The 16,451-nt window shown below is 69.7% G+C and carries 15 protein-coding genes; 12 read left to right on the forward strand and 3 right to left on the reverse strand.

Annotated features, from left to right (window positions below; all coding sequences use genetic code 11):
* Nucleotides 1–386: 386 nt before the first annotated feature.
* The 11 genes from GGR24_RS06295 (at nucleotide 387) to GGR24_RS06345 (ending at nucleotide 9,283) form a co-directional block, all read left to right on the forward strand.
* Nucleotides 387–1,487 (forward strand): NAD-dependent epimerase/dehydratase family protein, encoded by a 1,101-nt coding sequence (locus tag GGR24_RS06295; RefSeq protein ID WP_183394389.1) that lies wholly within the window; start codon nucleotides 387–389, stop codon nucleotides 1,485–1,487.
* Nucleotides 1,484–2,572, forward strand: coding sequence for an NAD-dependent epimerase/dehydratase family protein (locus GGR24_RS06300; RefSeq protein WP_183394390.1), 1,089 nt, complete (start codon nucleotides 1,484–1,486; stop codon nucleotides 2,570–2,572). Before GGR24_RS06295 ends, GGR24_RS06300 begins: the two co-directional genes overlap by 4 nt.
* A 43-nt stretch (nucleotides 2,573–2,615) precedes the next feature.
* Nucleotides 2,616–3,734 (forward strand): glycosyltransferase family 4 protein, encoded by a 1,119-nt coding sequence (locus GGR24_RS06305; RefSeq protein ID WP_183394391.1) that lies wholly within the window; start codon nucleotides 2,616–2,618, stop codon nucleotides 3,732–3,734.
* On the forward strand, nucleotides 3,731–4,843 hold the full coding sequence (locus tag GGR24_RS06310; RefSeq protein ID WP_183394392.1) for a CgeB family protein: 1,113 nt from the start codon (nucleotides 3,731–3,733) through the stop codon (nucleotides 4,841–4,843). The genes GGR24_RS06305 and GGR24_RS06310 overlap by 4 nt, the downstream gene beginning before the upstream one ends.
* The gene (locus GGR24_RS06315; RefSeq protein WP_183394393.1) at nucleotides 4,840–5,934 is read left to right on the forward strand and encodes a CgeB family protein; all 1,095 of its coding nucleotides are present in this window, start codon (nucleotides 4,840–4,842) and stop codon (nucleotides 5,932–5,934) included. Before GGR24_RS06310 ends, GGR24_RS06315 begins: the two co-directional genes overlap by 4 nt.
* Complete coding sequence (locus GGR24_RS06320) at nucleotides 5,931–7,061, forward strand: CgeB family protein (RefSeq protein ID WP_183394394.1); 1,131 nt, start codon at nucleotides 5,931–5,933, stop codon at nucleotides 7,059–7,061. The genes GGR24_RS06315 and GGR24_RS06320 overlap by 4 nt, the downstream gene beginning before the upstream one ends.
* 2 nt (nucleotides 7,062–7,063) lie before the next feature.
* Complete coding sequence (locus GGR24_RS06325) at nucleotides 7,064–8,101, forward strand: UDP-glucuronic acid decarboxylase family protein (protein WP_183394395.1); 1,038 nt, start codon at nucleotides 7,064–7,066, stop codon at nucleotides 8,099–8,101.
* Nucleotides 8,102–8,130: 29 nt separating this feature from the next.
* Nucleotides 8,131–8,304: a hypothetical protein gene (locus GGR24_RS06330; protein WP_183394396.1), complete on the forward strand. Its 174-nt coding sequence runs from the start codon at nucleotides 8,131–8,133 to the stop codon at nucleotides 8,302–8,304.
* 78 nt (nucleotides 8,305–8,382) lie between these two features.
* The gene (locus GGR24_RS06335; protein WP_183394397.1) at nucleotides 8,383–8,691 is read left to right on the forward strand and encodes a hypothetical protein; all 309 of its coding nucleotides are present in this window, start codon (nucleotides 8,383–8,385) and stop codon (nucleotides 8,689–8,691) included.
* 17 nt (nucleotides 8,692–8,708) lie between these two features.
* Nucleotides 8,709–8,900 carry a DUF3008 family protein gene (locus tag GGR24_RS06340; RefSeq protein WP_183394398.1) on the forward strand — a complete coding sequence of 64 codons (192 nt, stop codon included), beginning with the start codon at nucleotides 8,709–8,711 and terminating at the stop codon, nucleotides 8,898–8,900.
* A gap of 110 nt (nucleotides 8,901–9,010) precedes the next feature.
* On the forward strand, nucleotides 9,011–9,283 hold the full coding sequence (locus GGR24_RS06345; protein WP_183394399.1) for a hypothetical protein: 273 nt from the start codon (nucleotides 9,011–9,013) through the stop codon (nucleotides 9,281–9,283).
* Nucleotides 9,284–9,367: 84 nt separating this feature from the next.
* On the opposite strand, the gene GGR24_RS06350 is transcribed toward GGR24_RS06345, so the two are convergent.
* The 3 genes from GGR24_RS06350 to GGR24_RS06360 all read right to left on the reverse strand — a co-directional run bounded on the left by GGR24_RS06350 (nucleotide 9,368) and on the right by GGR24_RS06360 (nucleotide 12,271).
* Nucleotides 9,368–10,378 carry an inorganic phosphate transporter gene (locus tag GGR24_RS06350; protein ID WP_183394400.1) on the reverse strand — a complete coding sequence of 337 codons (1,011 nt, stop codon included), beginning with the start codon at nucleotides 10,376–10,378 and terminating at the stop codon, nucleotides 9,368–9,370.
* A 7-nt stretch (nucleotides 10,379–10,385) separates the two neighbouring features.
* Nucleotides 10,386–11,030 (reverse strand): DUF47 domain-containing protein, encoded by a 645-nt coding sequence (locus GGR24_RS06355; RefSeq protein ID WP_183394401.1) that lies wholly within the window; start codon nucleotides 11,028–11,030, stop codon nucleotides 10,386–10,388.
* Nucleotides 11,031–11,209: 179 nt separating this feature from the next.
* The gene (locus tag GGR24_RS06360; protein WP_183394402.1) at nucleotides 11,210–12,271 is read right to left on the reverse strand and encodes a DUF2218 domain-containing protein; all 1,062 of its coding nucleotides are present in this window, start codon (nucleotides 12,269–12,271) and stop codon (nucleotides 11,210–11,212) included.
* 663 nt (nucleotides 12,272–12,934) lie between these two features.
* On the opposite strand from GGR24_RS06360, the gene GGR24_RS06365 reads away from it, so the two are divergent.
* Nucleotides 12,935–16,451 (forward strand): vitamin B12-dependent ribonucleotide reductase (locus GGR24_RS06365; protein WP_183394403.1); only part of this gene is annotated, 3,517 nt, incomplete at its 3' end.

A 16,451-nucleotide genomic window follows, 5' to 3' on the forward strand; every position in this document is an offset into this window, starting at 1 on the left:
ACGCGCCCCCGTAACGGCCGTTCGTAATCGCGCTCGGAGCCGCCCGTCGCTCGCTCGCGTTAAAACGCCGGGTGAAAGGACCCTGTTCCCAGAAGCCTCGTCGCCACGAACATTTTGTCTAGTTCCCCGGCTCAGCACGGGGAACAAAGGGACGGAGCCTGCTGTTCCCGCGTCGCCATCACACCGAACTCCGGACAGCCATGAGCTCAGCACAAGCCGCCCCGGATCACGGCGTCATCCGCAAGCCAGGAAAGCACCGAGCCTGCGGCTCAGTCATCTTGGGCGCCGCAGGAGACCCTAAGATCCCGCGCTTCTGCGGCAGAGACACGGAAGAAAATCCCGTCAGCGAACACAGCTGCCATCGGCAGCGGGCTCGGAGCTGAGGCATGGCGCAGACAGTTCTCATCACCGGCGGCGCCGGCTTCATCGGGCGCCACGTCGCGTCCGCGCTGATCGCGCGCGGTGACCGGGTCCGGATCCTCGACAGCCTGATCGAGCAGGTCCACGGCGAAGACCCTGCCGTCCCGCTCGCTGACGACTTCATCCGCGGCGACGTCCGCGACGCCTCCGCCATGGCCCGCGCGCTCAAGGGCGTCGACAAGGTCGTCCATCTCGCGGCCGAAGTCGGCGTCGGCCAGAGCATGTACGCCATCGACAAGTATGTCGCCGTGAACGACCTCGGCACCGCCGTGCTGTTCCAGGCGCTCATCGAGCAGCCGGTCCAGCGCGTCGTCGTCGCCTCGTCGATGAGCGTTTATGGCGAGGGCCTGTACCGCGACGCCGATGGCGCGCTGCTCGAGGAAGTGCAGCGCGTGAAGGGTTCGGCCGGCGCATGGGACCCGACCGACGCGCGAGGGCGCCCGCTGATCCCTGTCCCGACGCCCGAGACGAAGCGGCCGAATGTCGGCTCGGTCTATGCGCTGACCAAATACGTCCAGGAGCGGCTGACGCTGAACGTCACTGCGGCCTACGGCATGGAGGGCGCAGCGCTGCGCCTGTTCAACGTCTACGGTCCCGGGCAGGCGCTTTCGAACCCCTACACGGGCGTTCTGGCGATCTTCGCGTCGCGCATCCTCAACGGGCAGGCCCCGCTGGTGTTCGAGGACGGCGAGCAGCGCCGCGACTTCGTGAACGTCGACGACGTTTCGCGCGCCTTCCTGACCATCCTCGACCGCCCGGAGGCGAACGGCGAGGTGTTCAACGTGGCGAGCGGACGCGACCGCTCCATCAAGGACGTCGCCGTTTCGCTCGCCCGCGTCATGGGGCGCGAGGACCTTCAGCCGGAAATCGCCGAGAAGGCGCGCTCGGGCGACATCCGCCACTGCATCGCGGACGTCTCCAAGATCGAGCGCGCGCTCGGCTTCCAGGCGGAGCGCGACTTCGAGAACTCGCTCGGCGAGCTCGTCGAATGGGTGAGCCAGCAGACGCCGGTGGATCGCGTCGGCGACGCCCGTCTGGAACTTGAGAAGCGGGGGCTGATGCGATGAGCGCCGAGCACCGGGGCGGCGGCGCGCCCCGCGCGCCGGCGCTCGTGACCGGCGGCGCGGGCTTCATCGGGTCGAATCTCGTCGACCGCATCGCACGTGACGGCGGTCGCGTCAGGGTGCTCGACTCGCTCGCCCGGCCGGGCGTGGAGATGAACGTCGACTGGCTCCGCCGCCGTCATCCCGAGCGCGTGGAGGTGGTGATCGCGGACGTGCGCGACATGAGCGCCGTAACGGCGGCCATGCGGGACGTCTCGACGGTCTATCATATGGCGGGCCAGACGGCGGTGACGACGAGCCTCGCCGATCCGCGCGCGGATTTCGAGGTCAACGCTCTGGGCACGATCAACGTGCTGGAGGCCGCGCGCCAGAGCTCCCGGCCGCCCGCCGTGATCTTCGCCAGCACCAACAAGGTCTATGGCGATCTCGGCGGTGTGGAGCTCGTGCAGGAGCCGGACGGCTACGCGCCGGTCGACGCCGCGCTGCGGCGCTTCGGCGTCGACGAGAACAGGCCGGTGGACTTCCACACGCCCTATGGCTGCTCGAAGGGGGCGGCCGACCAGTACGTGCTGGATTACTCCCGCAGCTTCGGACTTCCCACCGCGGTGCTTCGCATGAGCTGCATCTACGGCCCGCGCCAGCTCGGCACCGAGGATCAGGGCTGGGTGGCGCATTTCGCGCGCTCGGCGCTCGAGGGCTCGCCGCTGACAATTTACGGCGACGGGCTGCAGGTGCGCGACGTGCTGCATGTCGGCGACGCGGTGGAGGCCTATCTCGCGGCCGCCGACCGGATCGACGCAATCTCGGGACGAGCCTTCAATCTCGGCGGCGGGCCGGAGAACGTCGTGAGCCTGAGGGCAGTCATGGCTGCGATCATCGAGCTCACCGGCCGGCCGATCGCGTCCGAACTCGCGCCGTGGCGCGCCGGCGATCAGCGCTATTACGTGTCCGACACGCGACGCGCGGCCGAGGAGCTGGGCCTGCCGCGGCCTCGACACTGGCGCGACGGGCTCGGCGACCTTATCGCGTGGCTGTCCTCCCTGCGTCGAGAGGCGCCGGCGCTGGCGGTGGCGGGAGGCGCGGCGTGACGCGGCCGCCCGCCACGCGGCGCGCCTTTGGGCCGGCCGGCTGATGGCGGAGGCGCAGGAGCTCCGCCTTCTGCTGACCGCCGACGCCGTTGGTGGCGTCTGGACTCATGCGGTGGAGCTCGCCGCGGGACTTTCGGCGGCTGGGGTGACGACGACGCTCGCGACGCTCGGGCCCGCGCCAACGCCCCGCCAGATCGCTGCCGCCGAGCTTTATCCGGGCGTCACCGTGGCCCCGACGGGGCTGCCGCTCGACTGGCTGGCCCGCTCGCCGGTCGAGATCAGCCACGCGGCCGAGGCGCTGGCCGCCTTCGCGCGCGCCGCCTCGGCGGATGTGGTGCACCTCCATAGCGGGGCCTACGCGCTCGCCAGTTACGACGCGCCGGTCATCGTCAGCTGCCACTCCTGCCTTGCGACCTGGTGGGCCGCGATGCATGGCGGAGAGCCTCCGGCGGACTTTCAGTGGCGGACCGCGGCGACCGCCCACGGCTATGTGGCCGCCGACCGGCTGGTGGCGCCCACGGCCGCGTTCGCAGCCGCCACCCGCACGACCTATGGTCTCGCTGAGGAGCCCGCGGTCGTGCCGAACGGGATCGGCGACGCCCCGCCCGACGAGGCGGTGGCGCCCGGCGTCCCGCAGGTCTTCACCGCAGGCCGGCTGTGGGACGAAGCCAAGAACCTCGCGACGCTGGACAGTGCGGCCCGCGGGATCGCGGCGCCCTTCGAGGCCGCCGGAGCGCTGACCTCGCCGGACGGCGCCGCAGCCATCCGGCTCGAGGCCATCCGGCCGCTCGGCCATGTCGGGGCCGATGACGTCCGGGCCCGGCTCGCCCGCCGCCCGATCTTCGCCTCCGCCGCGCGCTACGAGCCGTTCGGCCTGGCGGCGCTGGAGGCCGCGCGAGCGGGTTGTCCCCTCGTCCTGTCCGACATCCCGACGCTTCGCGAGCTTTGGGACGGCGCGGCTCTGTTTTCTGCGCCCGACGACGCGGGCGGGTTCGCCGGGCTCATCAACGCGCTTCTGGAGGCGCCGGAGGAGCGGGCGCGCCTGGGCGCCCTCGCCCGCCGGCGCGCGCGCCGTTTCACCCGAGGCGCCATGACGTCCGGCATGCTCCGGCTCTACCGTGACGCGCTGGCTGATCCGGGCCACGTCGGAGCGGCGGCATGAAGATCATCTACTTCACGCATTCGCTGCGATCCTGCTGGAACCACGGCAATGCGCATTTCGTGCGGGGCGTGCTGCGCGAACTCGCCGGGGCAGGCCACCGGGTGCGGGCGCTTGAGCCCGAGAACCCGTGGAGCGTGCAGAACCTGGTCGCCGATCACGGCCAGGACGGCTTCGCGCCGTTCTTCGAGGCCTATCCGGAGCTCGCCTTCGAGACCTATCCGGACGGGCCGGACCTCGCCGCGCTGACGGACGGCGCCGATCTCGTGATCGTCCACGAGTGGAACGAGCCGGCGCTCGTCAACGCTCTCGGGGAGCTGCGGGGCCGCGGCGCGCGCTTCACGCTGCTGTTCCACGACACCCATCACCGCATGGCGAGCGAGCCGGACGCGATGCGCCGCTATCGCCTCGACGATTATGACGGGGTGCTGGCCTTCGGCGCGAGCCTCGCGGAGGCCTATCGGCGGCTGGGCTGGGGCCGCCGCGCCTTCGTCTGGCACGAGGCGGCCGACACACGCCTGTTCCGCCCGCCGGCCGATGACGGCGAGCGACAGGGGCTGGTGTGGATCGGGAACTGGGGCGACGACGAGCGCAGCGACGAGCTCCGCCGCTTCCTGCTGAGGCCCGCAGCGGCGGCGGGAGCGCGCCTGGACATCTACGGCGTCCGCTACCCGGAGGGCGCCCTTGCGGAGCTTTCCCGGCACGGCGCGCGGCACCACGGCTGGCTCCCGAACCCGCGCGCGCCGGAGGTCTATGCCCGCCACCTCGCGACAGTCCACGTTCCGCGCCGGCTCTATGTCGAGAGCCTGCCCGGCATCCCGACGATCCGGGTTTTCGAGGCGCTCGCCTGCGGCGCGCCGCTCCTGTCGGCGCCATGGGAGGACAGCGAAGGCCTGTTCGAGCCCGGCCGCGATTTCCTGGTCGCGAGCGACGAAGCCGGGATGACGACCCACATGAGGGCTGTTCAGCACGATCCCGAGCTTCGCCGGGAGCTCGCCCGTAACGGCCTCGCCGCCATTCAGGCGCGGCACACCTGCCGGCATCGCGCCGAGGAGCTCCTCGGCTTCGTGTCCGAACTCAGCGCGCCCCAGATCGAGAGTGCGACCGCATGAAGATCGCGTTCTACGGCTCCAGTCTGCTGTCCTCCTACTGGAACGGGGCGGCGACCTATTACCGGGGCGTCCTCTCCGCCCTCGCCCGCCGCGGCCATGAGATCGTCTTCTACGAGCCGGACGCCTTCGATCGGCAGGCGCATCGCGACATCGAGCCGCCCGACTGGGCGAAGGTCGTGGTGTGGCCGGCGACCCCCGAAGGGCTGCGGGCGGTCGTGGCCGAAGCCCCGCAGGCGGACGTGGTGGTCAAGGCGAGCGGCGTCGGCGTGTTCGACGACGAGCTGGTCGCGCAGACGATGCGGGCCGCGCGCAAGGACGCGTTGCGCATCTTCTGGGACGTCGATGCGCCCGCCACGCTCGCCGAGATCCGGTCGCGACCCGGCCATCCGATCTCGGCGGCGTTCGACGAGATCGACCTTGTGCTGACCTATGGCGGCGGCGCCCCCGTGGTGAACGCCTATGAGGGCCTCGGCGCCCGGCGCTGCGTGCCGGTCTATAACGCGCTGGACCCGTCCTCGCATCATCCGGTCCCACCGGATCCGCGCTTCGCCTGCGACCTCGCCTTCCTGGGCAATCGGCTGCCCGACCGCGAGGCCAGGGTCGAGACCTTCTTCCTTGAGCCCGCCGCGCGCCTGCCCGAGCGCGCCTTCCTGCTCGGCGGATCGGGCTGGGAGCACCGCTCGCTGCCCGCGAACGTCCGCCATCTCGGCCACGTCTATACGCGCGACCACAACGCCTTCAACGTGACGCCCCGGGCGGTCCTGAACATCGCGCGCGACAGCATGGCGGCGACCGGCTTTTCGCCGGCGACGCGGGTGTTCGAGGCGGCCGGGGCCGGCGCCTGCCTGATCACCGACGCATGGGAGGGACTGGAGCTGTTCCTCAAGCCCGACGAGGAGGTGCTGGTGGCGCGCGACGGCGCCGACGTCGCCGAGCATGTCGCGAGCCTCACCCGCGAACGCGCGGAGGCGATCGGCCAGCGGGCGCTGCGCCGGGTGCTGGGCGAGCACACCTATGAGCGGCGGGGCGACCAGGTCGACGCGCTGCTCCGGCAGGAGATCGCCGCCAAACGGGAGAAGAACGCCGCATGAGCCCGCGTCCGCTCGACATCGTCGTTCTCGGCCTCAGCCTCTCCTCCTCCTGGGGAAATGGACACGCGACGACGTTCCGGGCGCTGCTCAAGGCGCTCGGCGCGCGCGGCCATCGCATCCTGTTCCTCGAGCGCGACCAGCCCTGGTATGCGAGCCATCGCGACCTGACCGACCCAGCCTATTGCGAGCTTGCGCTGTACGACAGCGTGGCGGAGCTCGACCGCTGGCGTGACCGCGTCGCCGGCGCGGACGCCGTGGTGGTCGGCTCCTACGTGCCCGATGGGGTCGAGGTCGCGCGCCGCGTCCGGAAGCTCGTGAGCGGCGCCTATCTGTTTTATGACATCGACACCCCGGTCACGCTGAAGGCGGTCGACGAGGCGCGCTGCGCCTATCTCACGCCCGAGATCATCCGACTGTTCGACGTCTATCTGTCATTCACGGGCGGGCCGACGCTGCGGCGGCTCGAGCGCGACTACGGCGCGCGCGCCGCGCGGCCGCTCTACTGCTCCGTGGACCCGGAGGCCTTCGCGCCGCGCGAAACGCAGAAGCGGTGGGACCTCAGCTATCTCGGCACCTACAGCCCCGACCGCCAGCCGAAGCTCGAAACGCTTCTGCTCGAGGTCGCCCGTCGCGCGCCGGACCTGCGGTTCGCGGTCGCCGGCTCGAGCTACCCGGACGACGTCGATTGGCCGGCGAATGTCGAGTGGATCCCGCATCTCGCGCCGCCGGAGCTGCCGGGCTTCTATGCGGCGAGCCGGTTCACCCTGAACCTGACCCGCGCCGACATGATTGCGGCCGGCTACAGCCCGAGCGTGCGGCTGTTCGAGGCCGCCGCGACCGGCTGTCCCGTGGTTTCCGACAACTGGGCCGGGCTCGACGAGCTGTTCCGAGCGGACCGGGAGATCGTCATCGCCGAGAACGCAGACGACGTGCTGCGCGCAGTGGGCGAGTGGCCGGCCGAGCGCGTGGCGGAACTCGCTGCCGCGGCGCGCGCCAGGGTGCTAGACGGGCATACCGCCGACCATCGCGCGCGCGAGTTCGAGGCCTATGTGGACGAGGCGCTGCGCGCGCGAAGCCAAGCCGGCGCGGCAGAGGGGGCTTCGCGCAGCCTCGCGATGGGAGCGTGACGATGCGGAACGTGCGGACCGGCGGAAAGACGGCGGTGGTGGCGGGAGGCGCAGGGTTCCTGGGCTCGCACCTGTGCGACCGGCTGATCGCCGACGGCGCCCGCGTGATCTGCATCGACAACATGCTGACCGGGCGGCCCGAAAACCTCCGGCAGTTCGAGCGCGAGCCGCGCTTCACGCTCATCGAGGCCGACATCATCGATCCCCTGCCCCAGCGGCTGACGGCTAGCCGGGACCCGATCGACGAGATCTTCAACCTCGCCTGCGCGGCCTCGCCGCCGCACTACCAGGCGGCTCCCGAGCACACGATGCTGACGAGCGTCGTCGGGACCCATCAACTGCTGGGGCTCGCGGCTGGCAAGGGCGCGCGCTTCATGCTCGCATCGACCAGCGAGGTCTATGGCGATCCGGACGTCCATCCGCAGCCGGAGACCTACCGCGGCAACGTCAATCCGATCGGTCCCCGCGCCTGCTACGACGAGGGAAAACGCGCCGCCGAGAGCCTCGCATCCGACGCGATCCGGGCGCGCCGGGTCGACGCCCGCATCGCGCGCATCTTCAACACCTATGGGCCGCGCATGCAGCCGGACGACGGCCGGGTCGTGTCGAACGTCATCTGCCAGGCGCTCAGCGGGCGCGACATCACCGTCTATGGTTCGGGCGAGCAGACCCGCTCCTTCTGCTACGTCTCCGACCTGATCGAGGGCTTCATCCGGCTGATGGCGTGCGAGAAGGAGCTTCCCGGCCCGATCAACCTGGGCAATCCGCAGGAGCTCACGGTCAACGAGCTGGTGCGCCTCGTGATGGCCCATCTGGGCGCCGATAGCACCGTCACGACGAAGCCGCTGCCGGTGGACGATCCGCGTCGGCGGCGGCCGGACATCACCCGGTCCCAGACATATCTCGGCTGGTCGCCGACCGTGACCCTGGAGGCTGGTCTGGCAGCGACCTGCGCCTATTTCGTCGAACGGTCCGCCGATCTGCGCAAGCCTCCGGCGGAGGCGGCGGTGAACGACGCGGTCGAAGCGGGGCTGCTCTAGCGCGCTCCACTCGGACGGAGGTTCTGCGAATGCTGAAGCCGGTTCACATCACAGAAGACAGGGACGGCGCCAAGGCCGGCTGGTGGGCCGTGGACGAGCACGGCACGCCGGTGTTCGGCCCCTACCCGACGCGCGAAGCCGTTCTGGTCCACATCGCCGAGAAGCGTGGGGCGGATCAGATCGCCGACGACAACGCCGGGTGAAGCCAGCCGGAACGATTTGTTGCTTGGCGAATTCCTCTTCCGAGGGCGCCGCGAGGCGCGCATCTGGAGGAGGATCCGATGGCCGAACAAGCCGATCCTAACGTAAACCACCGCCCTGCGGTCGCCGATCTCCGGCGGACCGTGGACGAGCTCACCCGCAGGGTCAGCCGCATCAATGGCCGGCCGCGGCACATGTCTCACCGCCTCTTCGAAGACGATGACGACCTCACCACGACCGTGCGGGCGGGCGCCGCGCGCGCGAGGGAGACGGTAGGACAGCATCCCGGTCTGGCTGCGCTTGGCCTCGCCGCCGCGGCCGGCGCCGTGATCGCGATCGCCATGTACTCGAAGGAACGTCAGCGCTCGTCCCGCTTCTGGTGGGACTAAGGGAAGGAGGACCTGTCATGCCTGCAAAGTCCAAGGCGCAGCAGAAAGCCGCTGGCGCAGCGCTTTCGGCCAAGCGCGGAGACACGAAGAAGAGCGACCTGAAGGGCGCGTCGCGCTCGATGGCCGATTCGATGTCGGAGAAGCAGCTCCACGAGCTCGCCTCCACCGACCGGAAGGGCAAGCCCGAGCACGCGTCGAAGTCGGGTTAGTCCCGATCCCACAGGCTCTTGGCTTCGAGGGCGGCGTCAGCCCCCGCTTCGGGAACAAATTCCCTGCCGGGGCGTTCGTCTTGTGCCCAGAAACTGGAGGAACGAAGCCCATGATGAAACGGATCACCCTCGCCGCCGCCGCCTCCGCCCTCATGATCGGCGGAGCCTTCGCCCAGACCGAAATGAAGCAGCCGCAGGAGCCGTCGACGATCGACAAGGGCTCGGCCACCGGCTCCGAGAACACCACGCCGAAGACGACGGGCGCGATGAACAAGGTGGCCCCCGACGTCGCGACCAATCCGCAGGAAATCCAGAAGCAGCAGGCGGATCAGGACGCGCGGCGCGGCGGCGGCGCCGAGAAGCCCCACGACCAGAGCAAGTAATCCGCGAGAGAGCTGTCCGCGGCGCGGACGGCGACCCGGAGCAAGGCGGCCGCCAGCAGCGCGCCGCCTTTTTTCGTGCCGGCGTCAGGCGATCAGGCCGGTGACCCAGTAGCTCGCCGCGGCGATCAAGGCGGCGGCCGGCAGCGTCAGGACCCAGGCGATGACGATGTTGCTCGCGACGGCCCAGCGCACGGCCGAGGTTCGCTTCGCCGCGCCCACCCCGACGATCGCGCCGGTGATGGTGTGCGTCGTTGAGACCGGGATGCCCATCCAGGTCGCCATGAACAGCGTCAGCGCGCCGCCGGTCTCCGCGCAGAAGCCCTGCATCGGCACCAGGCGGGTGATGCGGGATCCCATGGTGTGGACGATGCGCCAGCCGCCGCAGAGCGTTCCGAGCGCCATCGCGGCCTGACAGGTCAGGACAACCCAGAGCGGGATGTGGAACTCGCTGCCGAGATGCCCCTGCGAGTAGAGCAGCACGGCGATGATGCCCATCGTCTTCTGCGCGTCGTTGCCGCCGTGGCCGAGCGAATAGAGCGAGGCCGAGACGAACTGCAGCCGACGGAACTCGCGGTCGACCACGAACGGGCTCTGCCGCACCACGACCCAGGAGACCAGCAGCACCAGCGCGAGCGCCAATAGGAAGCCCACCAGAGGCGAGACCACGATGGCCGCCATGGTCTTGCCGAGGCCGGTCCACACGATCACGCTGAACCCCGCCTTGGCGAGCGCGGCCCCGACGAGGCCGCCGATCAGCGCGTGCGAGCTGCTCGACGGGATCCCCAGCGCCCAGGTGATCAGGTTCCAGGCGATCGCTCCGACCAGGGCGCAGAAGATCACCCTCGGATCGACGATCGAGGCGTCCACGATGCCTGTTCCGATGGTCTGCGCGACGTGCAGCCCGAAGAACAGGAACGCGATGAAGTTGAAGAACGCCGCCCAGGCAACCGCATAGCGCGGGCTCAGCACGCGGGTGGAGACGATGGTGGCGATCGAGTTGGCCGCGTCGTGCAGGCCGTTCAGAAAGTCGAAGAGCAGCGCCACTCCGATCAGTCCGATCAGGAGCGGCAGGGCGAGCGTCGCGGCCTCCGTCATGGGGCGCTCAGACGTTTTCGATCATGATGCCGCTGATCTCGTTCGCGACGTCCTCGAAGCGATCCACGACGTCCTCGAGATGCCGGTAGATCTCGGCGCCGATGAAGTACTCCATCGGATTGTCGCGGCCCACGGACTGGAACAGCTTCTTCAGCCCCTCGTCGTGCAGATCGTCCGAGCGTCCTTCGACGCGCGTCACCCGCTCGGTAAGTTCGCTGATACGGGTGGCGTGCTTGGCGATGGCGCTGAGCAGCGGAACCGCCTCGGCGGTCAGGTTGGCGGCGTCGACCACCGTCACCCCCATTTCGCGCATCAGCGGATCGAAGGTGCGCACCTCGTAGAGAGTGATCACCTTGGCGGTCTTGTTCATCTGGTCGATGGCGTCGTCCATCGACTGGATGAGGTCCTTGATGTCGCCCCGGTCGAACGGCGTGATGAAGCTGCGCCGCACCGTCTGCAGCACCTCCCGGGCGATGTCGTCCGCCTCATGCTCCCAGCGGACGATCTCCGCACAGTAGCGCGGCACCTCGTCGCCGCCCTCGAGCAGCTTCTGCAGCGCCAAGGCGCCGGCCACGAGGGTGCGTGAATGGCTCTCGAACAGGTCGAAGAACCGGTCCTCACGGGGCATCAGTTTGCGGAACGCGCTCAGCATCACCTTCGGCCTCTCGTCGGTCGCCGCCAGGGAGAGTTTCGGATCCGAGGACCCGGGCGTCCGGCTCGTTGGCAGGTGAAGGAAAACGCAGGCCCTGTCCAGTGGCCGCCAGCCGCGCCGGGCGGGGAGCGTCACATTCCCGTCATGCGCTGTGGCGCCTATGCGACGCGCCGTCCCCCTCAGGCCGCGGACGCGCGCTCCCAGTACCCCACTACCATGTGGCGATCGCGGGCGAGCTTCCAGGCTGAGCGGAGATGGGAGCGGATCGCCTTGGCGGTCCCGTATTCACAGGCGACCCAGGCGTAGGGTTCGTGGCCATCCGGCAGCGCCACCGACGCCACGGCGCCGGTCAGCGGCGAGGCCTCCGCGAGGGCGGCGGAGCGATGCAGCCACCGGATCTCGAAGCCGGCCGGCGCCTTCAAGCGAACCTCTTCGCCCGGCCCGTCCACTTCGATCAGGGCGGCCCCGCGGGCCTCCGCCGGCATCAGCTCGAGGGTGCGGGCGATCGCCGGAAGGGCCGTCTCGTCGCCCGCCAGCAAGGTCCAGCCGGACTGCGGCGCCATCTTGCCGACAGGGCCGGCCATGCCGCAGACGGCGCCGAGCCGCGCCTGCGCCGCGAAGCGCGCGCCCGGACCGGGGTCGTCGTGCAGCACGAAGTCGATGTCGATCTCGCCCGCCTCGGGCCGCACCTGACGCACCGTGTAGTAGCGGACGGCGGGCTTGCGCTCCTCCGGCGGCCAGACGATCTGCCCGTCGGCCCCGACCCGCGGCCATTCAGGGACGGCGAGCCCCTCCGGGGGAAAATACATCCGGACGTGGAGGCCTTCGCGCGAATCGAAGCGCGCGAGATCCTCGCCCGAGAAGGTCAGGCGGCGCATCTTCGGCGTGAGCTCGACGACGGACCTGAGGGTGAGTTCCCGGAAGTCCGCGATACGGTCAGACGCCGCGACGTGGCCCCGCCAGGCGATGGTGGGCCTGAAGCCCTCGCAGAACTCCTCGACGTGATCGGCCACGAATGCGCGCAGCAGCTCCAGAGAGCCCAGGTCCGGCGCCGTGATCTCCACCTTGAGCGCGGCCGGCGTGACCTCGATCACGCCGCTTCCGATCCCCAAATCGGCGATGGTTCGGCCGTCGCGGTTCTCGCAGACGACGTCATGCTCCTGCATGTGCTCGATCAGCAGCGACGCCACGCGGGGCGCATCCGGCAACGTCACTTCGGTGCGTGAGATCAGGGACGCCACTGGGTTCCTCCAGATCAGAGCCGCGCCGGGGCGGAACAGAAGGCGTTCTAGTCCGTCCCGCGCGGTCTGCGCAAACGGTTCCTGCTGTTTTGTACTTGTTCTAATTCTGGATCGACTTGGACTGACGGCCTGGGGGAAGCGCCGTGGCGCTCGTCCTCAGGCGGCGACGCTAGGCCAGCGCGCCCGCTCCGCTCTGACAGCGGCGCGACAGCAGGTTTTCCCCGCTGTTATCCCCGCGGGACGGCGTGCGGCCGTCATGGCTCAGATCGGCTCGGAAACGAGCGTCGAGGGCGGCACGATCCCCAGCTCGTAAACCTTCCATTCACCGCCGGCTGACACTATATCTGGTGTCGCGCTGCGGCAACACTCACGAGGGATAGACGGAAGGCCGGGATAACTCGAAAACGCGACTCGACCATCCCGGAGACTCGATCTAGCTTTCGGACCTCGCCGCCGACGCCCCGCAAAGGCGCCTCGGCGGGCCGGGAATTATGAAAGACATCGTCGCGGGCAGGCGCCATCGCCATCCCGATTGCGCCTGCGCAGCCTTTGCGCCGGAACGGTCGTCTGCGTCCTGGCGATGAACAAGAGGCCGCCGGCCGACCGCCGGCCCGAACGTGTCCGAGAGGCAGGTTCGGCATCAGACCTGGAGCTTCGGACGCCATGCGCATCGAACGTCGCTACACCAAGGCCGGCCAGTCTCCTTACGCCGAAGTCCCGTTCCGCAAGGCGACCTCCGAGATCCGCAATCCGGACGGCTCGACCGTGTTCCGCGCGGCCGACATCGACGTGCCGGAGGCGTGGAGCCAGGTCGCCGTCGACATCCTGGCGCAGAAGTACTTCCGCAAGGCCGGCGTGCCGGCCAAGCTGAAAGCGGTCGAGGAGAACACCGTCCCGTCCTGGCTGTGGCGCTCCGTAGCCGACGAGGCCGCGCTCTCCGAGCTGCCCGAGGCCGAACGCTATGGCCCCGAGCGCGACGCCCGGCAGGTGTTCGACCGGCTCGCCGGCACCTGGACCTACTGGGGCTGGACCCACGACTATTTCGACACCGAGGAGGACGCCCGCGCCTTCTTCGACGAACTCGCCTACATGCTGGCGACCCAGAAGGCCGCGCCGAACTCCCCGCAATGGTTCAACACCGGCCTCTTCTGGGCCTACGGGGTCGACGGACCGAGCCAGGGCCACTTCTACGCCGACCACAAGACCGGCGAGGTCCGCCCCTCGGCCTCGTCCTATGAGCGGCCGCAGCCGCACGCCTGCTTCATCCAGGGCGTCTCGGACGACCTCGTGAACGAGGGCGGCATCATGGATCTGTGGGTGCGCGAGGCGCGCCTGTTCAAGTACGGCTCCGGCACCGGCTCGAACTTCTCCGGCCTGCGCGGCGAGGGCGAGCGGCTGTCCGGCGGCGGCAAGTCGTCGGGCCTGATGTCCTTCCTCAAGATCGGCGACCGGGCCGCGGGCGCGATCAAGTCCGGCGGCACCACGCGCCGCGCGGCCAAGATGGTGGTGGTCGACGCCGATCACCCCGACATCGAGTCCTATGTCTCCTGGAAGGTGAAGGAGGAGCAGAAGGTCGCGGCGCTCGTCACCGGCTCGCGGATCGTCAAGAAGCACGTCCGCGCCATCCTCAAGGCCTGCGTGAACTGCGAGGGCGAGGGCGACGACTGCTTCCTGCCGGAGAAGAACCCCGCGCTGAAGCGCGAGGTGAAGCTCGCCCGCAAGGCGCAGGTCTCCGACAACATGATCCGTCGCGTGATCCAGCTCGCCAAGCAGGGCGAGCAGGACATCGACCTCGAGACCTTCACCACCGACTGGGACGGCGAGGCCTACCTCACGGTCTCCGGGCAGAACTCGAACAACTCGGTGCGCGTCACCGACGACTTCCTGCGCGCCGTGGAGAATGACGGCGACTGGACGCTGACCGCCCGCACCACCGGCAAGCCGGTGAAGACCCTCAAGGCCCGCAAGCTGTGGGACCAGATCTCCTACGCCGCCTGGGCCTGCGCGGACCCCGGCGTGCAGTTCCACACCACGGTGAACGACTGGCACACCTGCCCGGCCTCCGGGCCGATCCGGGCGTCCAACCCGTGCTCGGAATACATGTTCCTCGACGACACGGCCTGCAATCTCGCCTCGCTCAACCTGCTGCAGTTCCGCCGCGCGGATAAGTCGTTCGACGTCGAATCCTACGCCCACGCCTGCCGGCTGTGGACGGTGGTGCTCGAAATCTCGGTGCTGATGGCGCAGTTCCCGTCGCGCCAGATCGCGGAGCTGTCCTGGCGCTACCGCACGCTCGGCCTCGGCTACGCCAATATCGGCGGTCTGCTGATGTCGTCCGGCATCGCCTATGACAGCCGCGAGGCGCGCGCGCTGTGCGGCGCGCTCTCCGCGCTGATGACCGGCGTCGCCTACGCGACCTCCGCCGAGATGGCGGGCGAGCTGGGCGCCTTCGAGGGCTTCGCGCCGAACCGCGAGCACATGCTCCGGGTCATCCGCAACCACGCCCGCGCCGCGCGCGGCGAGGCGCAGGCCTATGAGGGTCTGTCCACCCTCCCCGTCCCGCTCGACGTCGCCGCCTGCCCGGAAGCCTCCGTGGTGAAGGCCGCACAGGACGCCTGGGAGCGCGCGCTCAAGCTCGGCGCCGCCCATGGCTTCCGCAACGCGCAGGTCTCGGTCGTCGCCCCGACGGGCACGATCGGCCTCGTGATGGACTGCGACACCACCGGCATCGAGCCCGACTTCGCGCTGGTGAAGTTCAAGAAGCTGGCCGGCGGCGGCTACTTCAAGATCATCAACCGCGCCGTGCCGGAGGCGCTGCGCGCGCTCGGCTACTCGGAAGCCGAGATCGCCGAGATCGAGGTCTACGCGGTCGGCCACGCCTCGATGCGCCAGGCGCCCGCCATCAACCCCGTGACGCTGCGCGCCAAGGGATTCCCGGACGAGCTGATCGACACGCTGGAGGCTGCCTGCAAGTCGGCCTTCGACGTCAAGTTCATCTTCAACAAGTGGACGCTCGGCGAGGAGTTCCTGACCGGCGCCATGAAGGTGCCGGCCGAGAAGCTCGACGACCCGGCCTTCGACCTGCTCGCCCATCTCGGCTTCTCCAAGGCCGAGGTCGAGGCCGCCAACACGCATATCTGCGGGGCCATGACGGTCGAGGGCGCGCCGCACCTGAAGCCGGAGCACTATCCGGTGTTCGACTGCGCGAACCCGTGCGGCCGCACCGGCAAGCGCTTCCTCTCGGTCGAAAGCCACATCCGCATGATGGCGGCGGCGCAGCCCTTCATCTCGGGCGCGATCTCCAAGACCATCAACATGCCGAACGACGCGACCGTCGAGGATTGCGCCAAGGCCTATGAGCTCAGCTGGAAGCTCGCGCTGAAGGCGAACGCCCTCTACCGCGACGGCTCCAAGCTCAGCCAGCCGCTGTCGGCGCAGCTGATCGCCGACGACGAGGAGGACGCCGACGAGGCGGTCGAGGCGCTGGTCGCCCAGCCGCAGGCGGCCCGCACCGCCCAGGTCATCGAGAAGATCGTCGAGCGCGTGCAGATCGTGCGCGAGCGCGAGAAGCTGCCGGGCCGCCGCAAGGGCTACGCCCAGAAGGCGATCGTGGGCGGACACAAGGTGTACCTGCACACGGGCGAGTATGACGACGGCCGCCTCGGCGAGATCTTCATCGACATGCACAAGGAAGGCGCGGCCTTCCGCTCGGTGATGAACAACTTCGCCATCGCGGTCTCGCTCGGCCTGCAGTACGGCGTGCCGCTCGAGGAGTATGTGGAGGCCTTCACCTTCACCCGCTTCGAGCCGGCCGGCTTCGTGCAGGGCAACGACACGATCAAGAACGCGACGTCGATCCTCGACTACGTGTTCCGCGAGCTCGCGGTGTCCTACCTGTCGCGCTACGACCTCGCCCATGTCGACCCGTCGGAGATCACTCCGGACTCGATCGGCAGCGGCGTCAGCCAGGACAAGGCCCCGGCGCCCGCCCCCGTCTCCAAGGGGCTTCTGCGCGGGCGGCAGCTGACGGCGGTCGTGACGCCTGCTCCTTCGGCCGAGCCGCGGGGGGGGGCCCCCCCCCCCCCCCCCCCCCCCCCCCCCCGCCCCCCCCCCCCCCCCCCCCGCCCCCCCCCCCCCCCCCCCCCCCCCAACCCCCCCCCCCCCCCCCCGGGGGCCCCCA

Source organism: Hansschlegelia beijingensis, assembly GCF_014196425.1.
Classification (GTDB): Bacteria; Pseudomonadota; Alphaproteobacteria; order Rhizobiales; family Methylopilaceae; genus Methylopila; species Methylopila beijingensis.

Excerpts from the sequence above, each read along its gene's own strand:
- GGR24_RS06345 (WP_183394399.1), top strand. The coding sequence starts at position 9,011 with ATGATGAAACGGATCACCCTCGCCGCCGCCGCCTCCGCCCTCATGATC.
- GGR24_RS06300 (WP_183394390.1), top strand. The coding sequence starts at position 1,484 with ATGAGCGCCGAGCACCGGGGCGGCGGCGCGCCCCGCGCGCCGGCGCTC.
- GGR24_RS06330 (WP_183394396.1), top strand. The coding sequence starts at position 8,131 with ATGCTGAAGCCGGTTCACATCACAGAAGACAGGGACGGCGCCAAGGCC.
- GGR24_RS06340 (WP_183394398.1), top strand. The coding sequence starts at position 8,709 with ATGCCTGCAAAGTCCAAGGCGCAGCAGAAAGCCGCTGGCGCAGCGCTT.
- GGR24_RS06350 (WP_183394400.1), bottom strand. The coding sequence starts at position 10,378 with ATGACGGAGGCCGCGACGCTCGCCCTGCCGCTCCTGATCGGACTGATC.
- GGR24_RS06325 (WP_183394395.1), top strand. The coding sequence starts at position 7,064 with ATGCGGAACGTGCGGACCGGCGGAAAGACGGCGGTGGTGGCGGGAGGC.
- GGR24_RS06295 (WP_183394389.1), top strand. The coding sequence starts at position 387 with ATGGCGCAGACAGTTCTCATCACCGGCGGCGCCGGCTTCATCGGGCGC.
- GGR24_RS06335 (WP_183394397.1), top strand. The coding sequence starts at position 8,383 with ATGGCCGAACAAGCCGATCCTAACGTAAACCACCGCCCTGCGGTCGCC.
- GGR24_RS06320 (WP_183394394.1), top strand. The coding sequence starts at position 5,931 with ATGAGCCCGCGTCCGCTCGACATCGTCGTTCTCGGCCTCAGCCTCTCC.
- GGR24_RS06305 (WP_183394391.1), top strand. The coding sequence starts at position 2,616 with ATGGCGGAGGCGCAGGAGCTCCGCCTTCTGCTGACCGCCGACGCCGTT.
- GGR24_RS06315 (WP_183394393.1), top strand. The coding sequence starts at position 4,840 with ATGAAGATCGCGTTCTACGGCTCCAGTCTGCTGTCCTCCTACTGGAAC.
- GGR24_RS06310 (WP_183394392.1), top strand. The coding sequence starts at position 3,731 with ATGAAGATCATCTACTTCACGCATTCGCTGCGATCCTGCTGGAACCAC.
- GGR24_RS06355 (WP_183394401.1), bottom strand. The coding sequence starts at position 11,030 with ATGCTGAGCGCGTTCCGCAAACTGATGCCCCGTGAGGACCGGTTCTTC.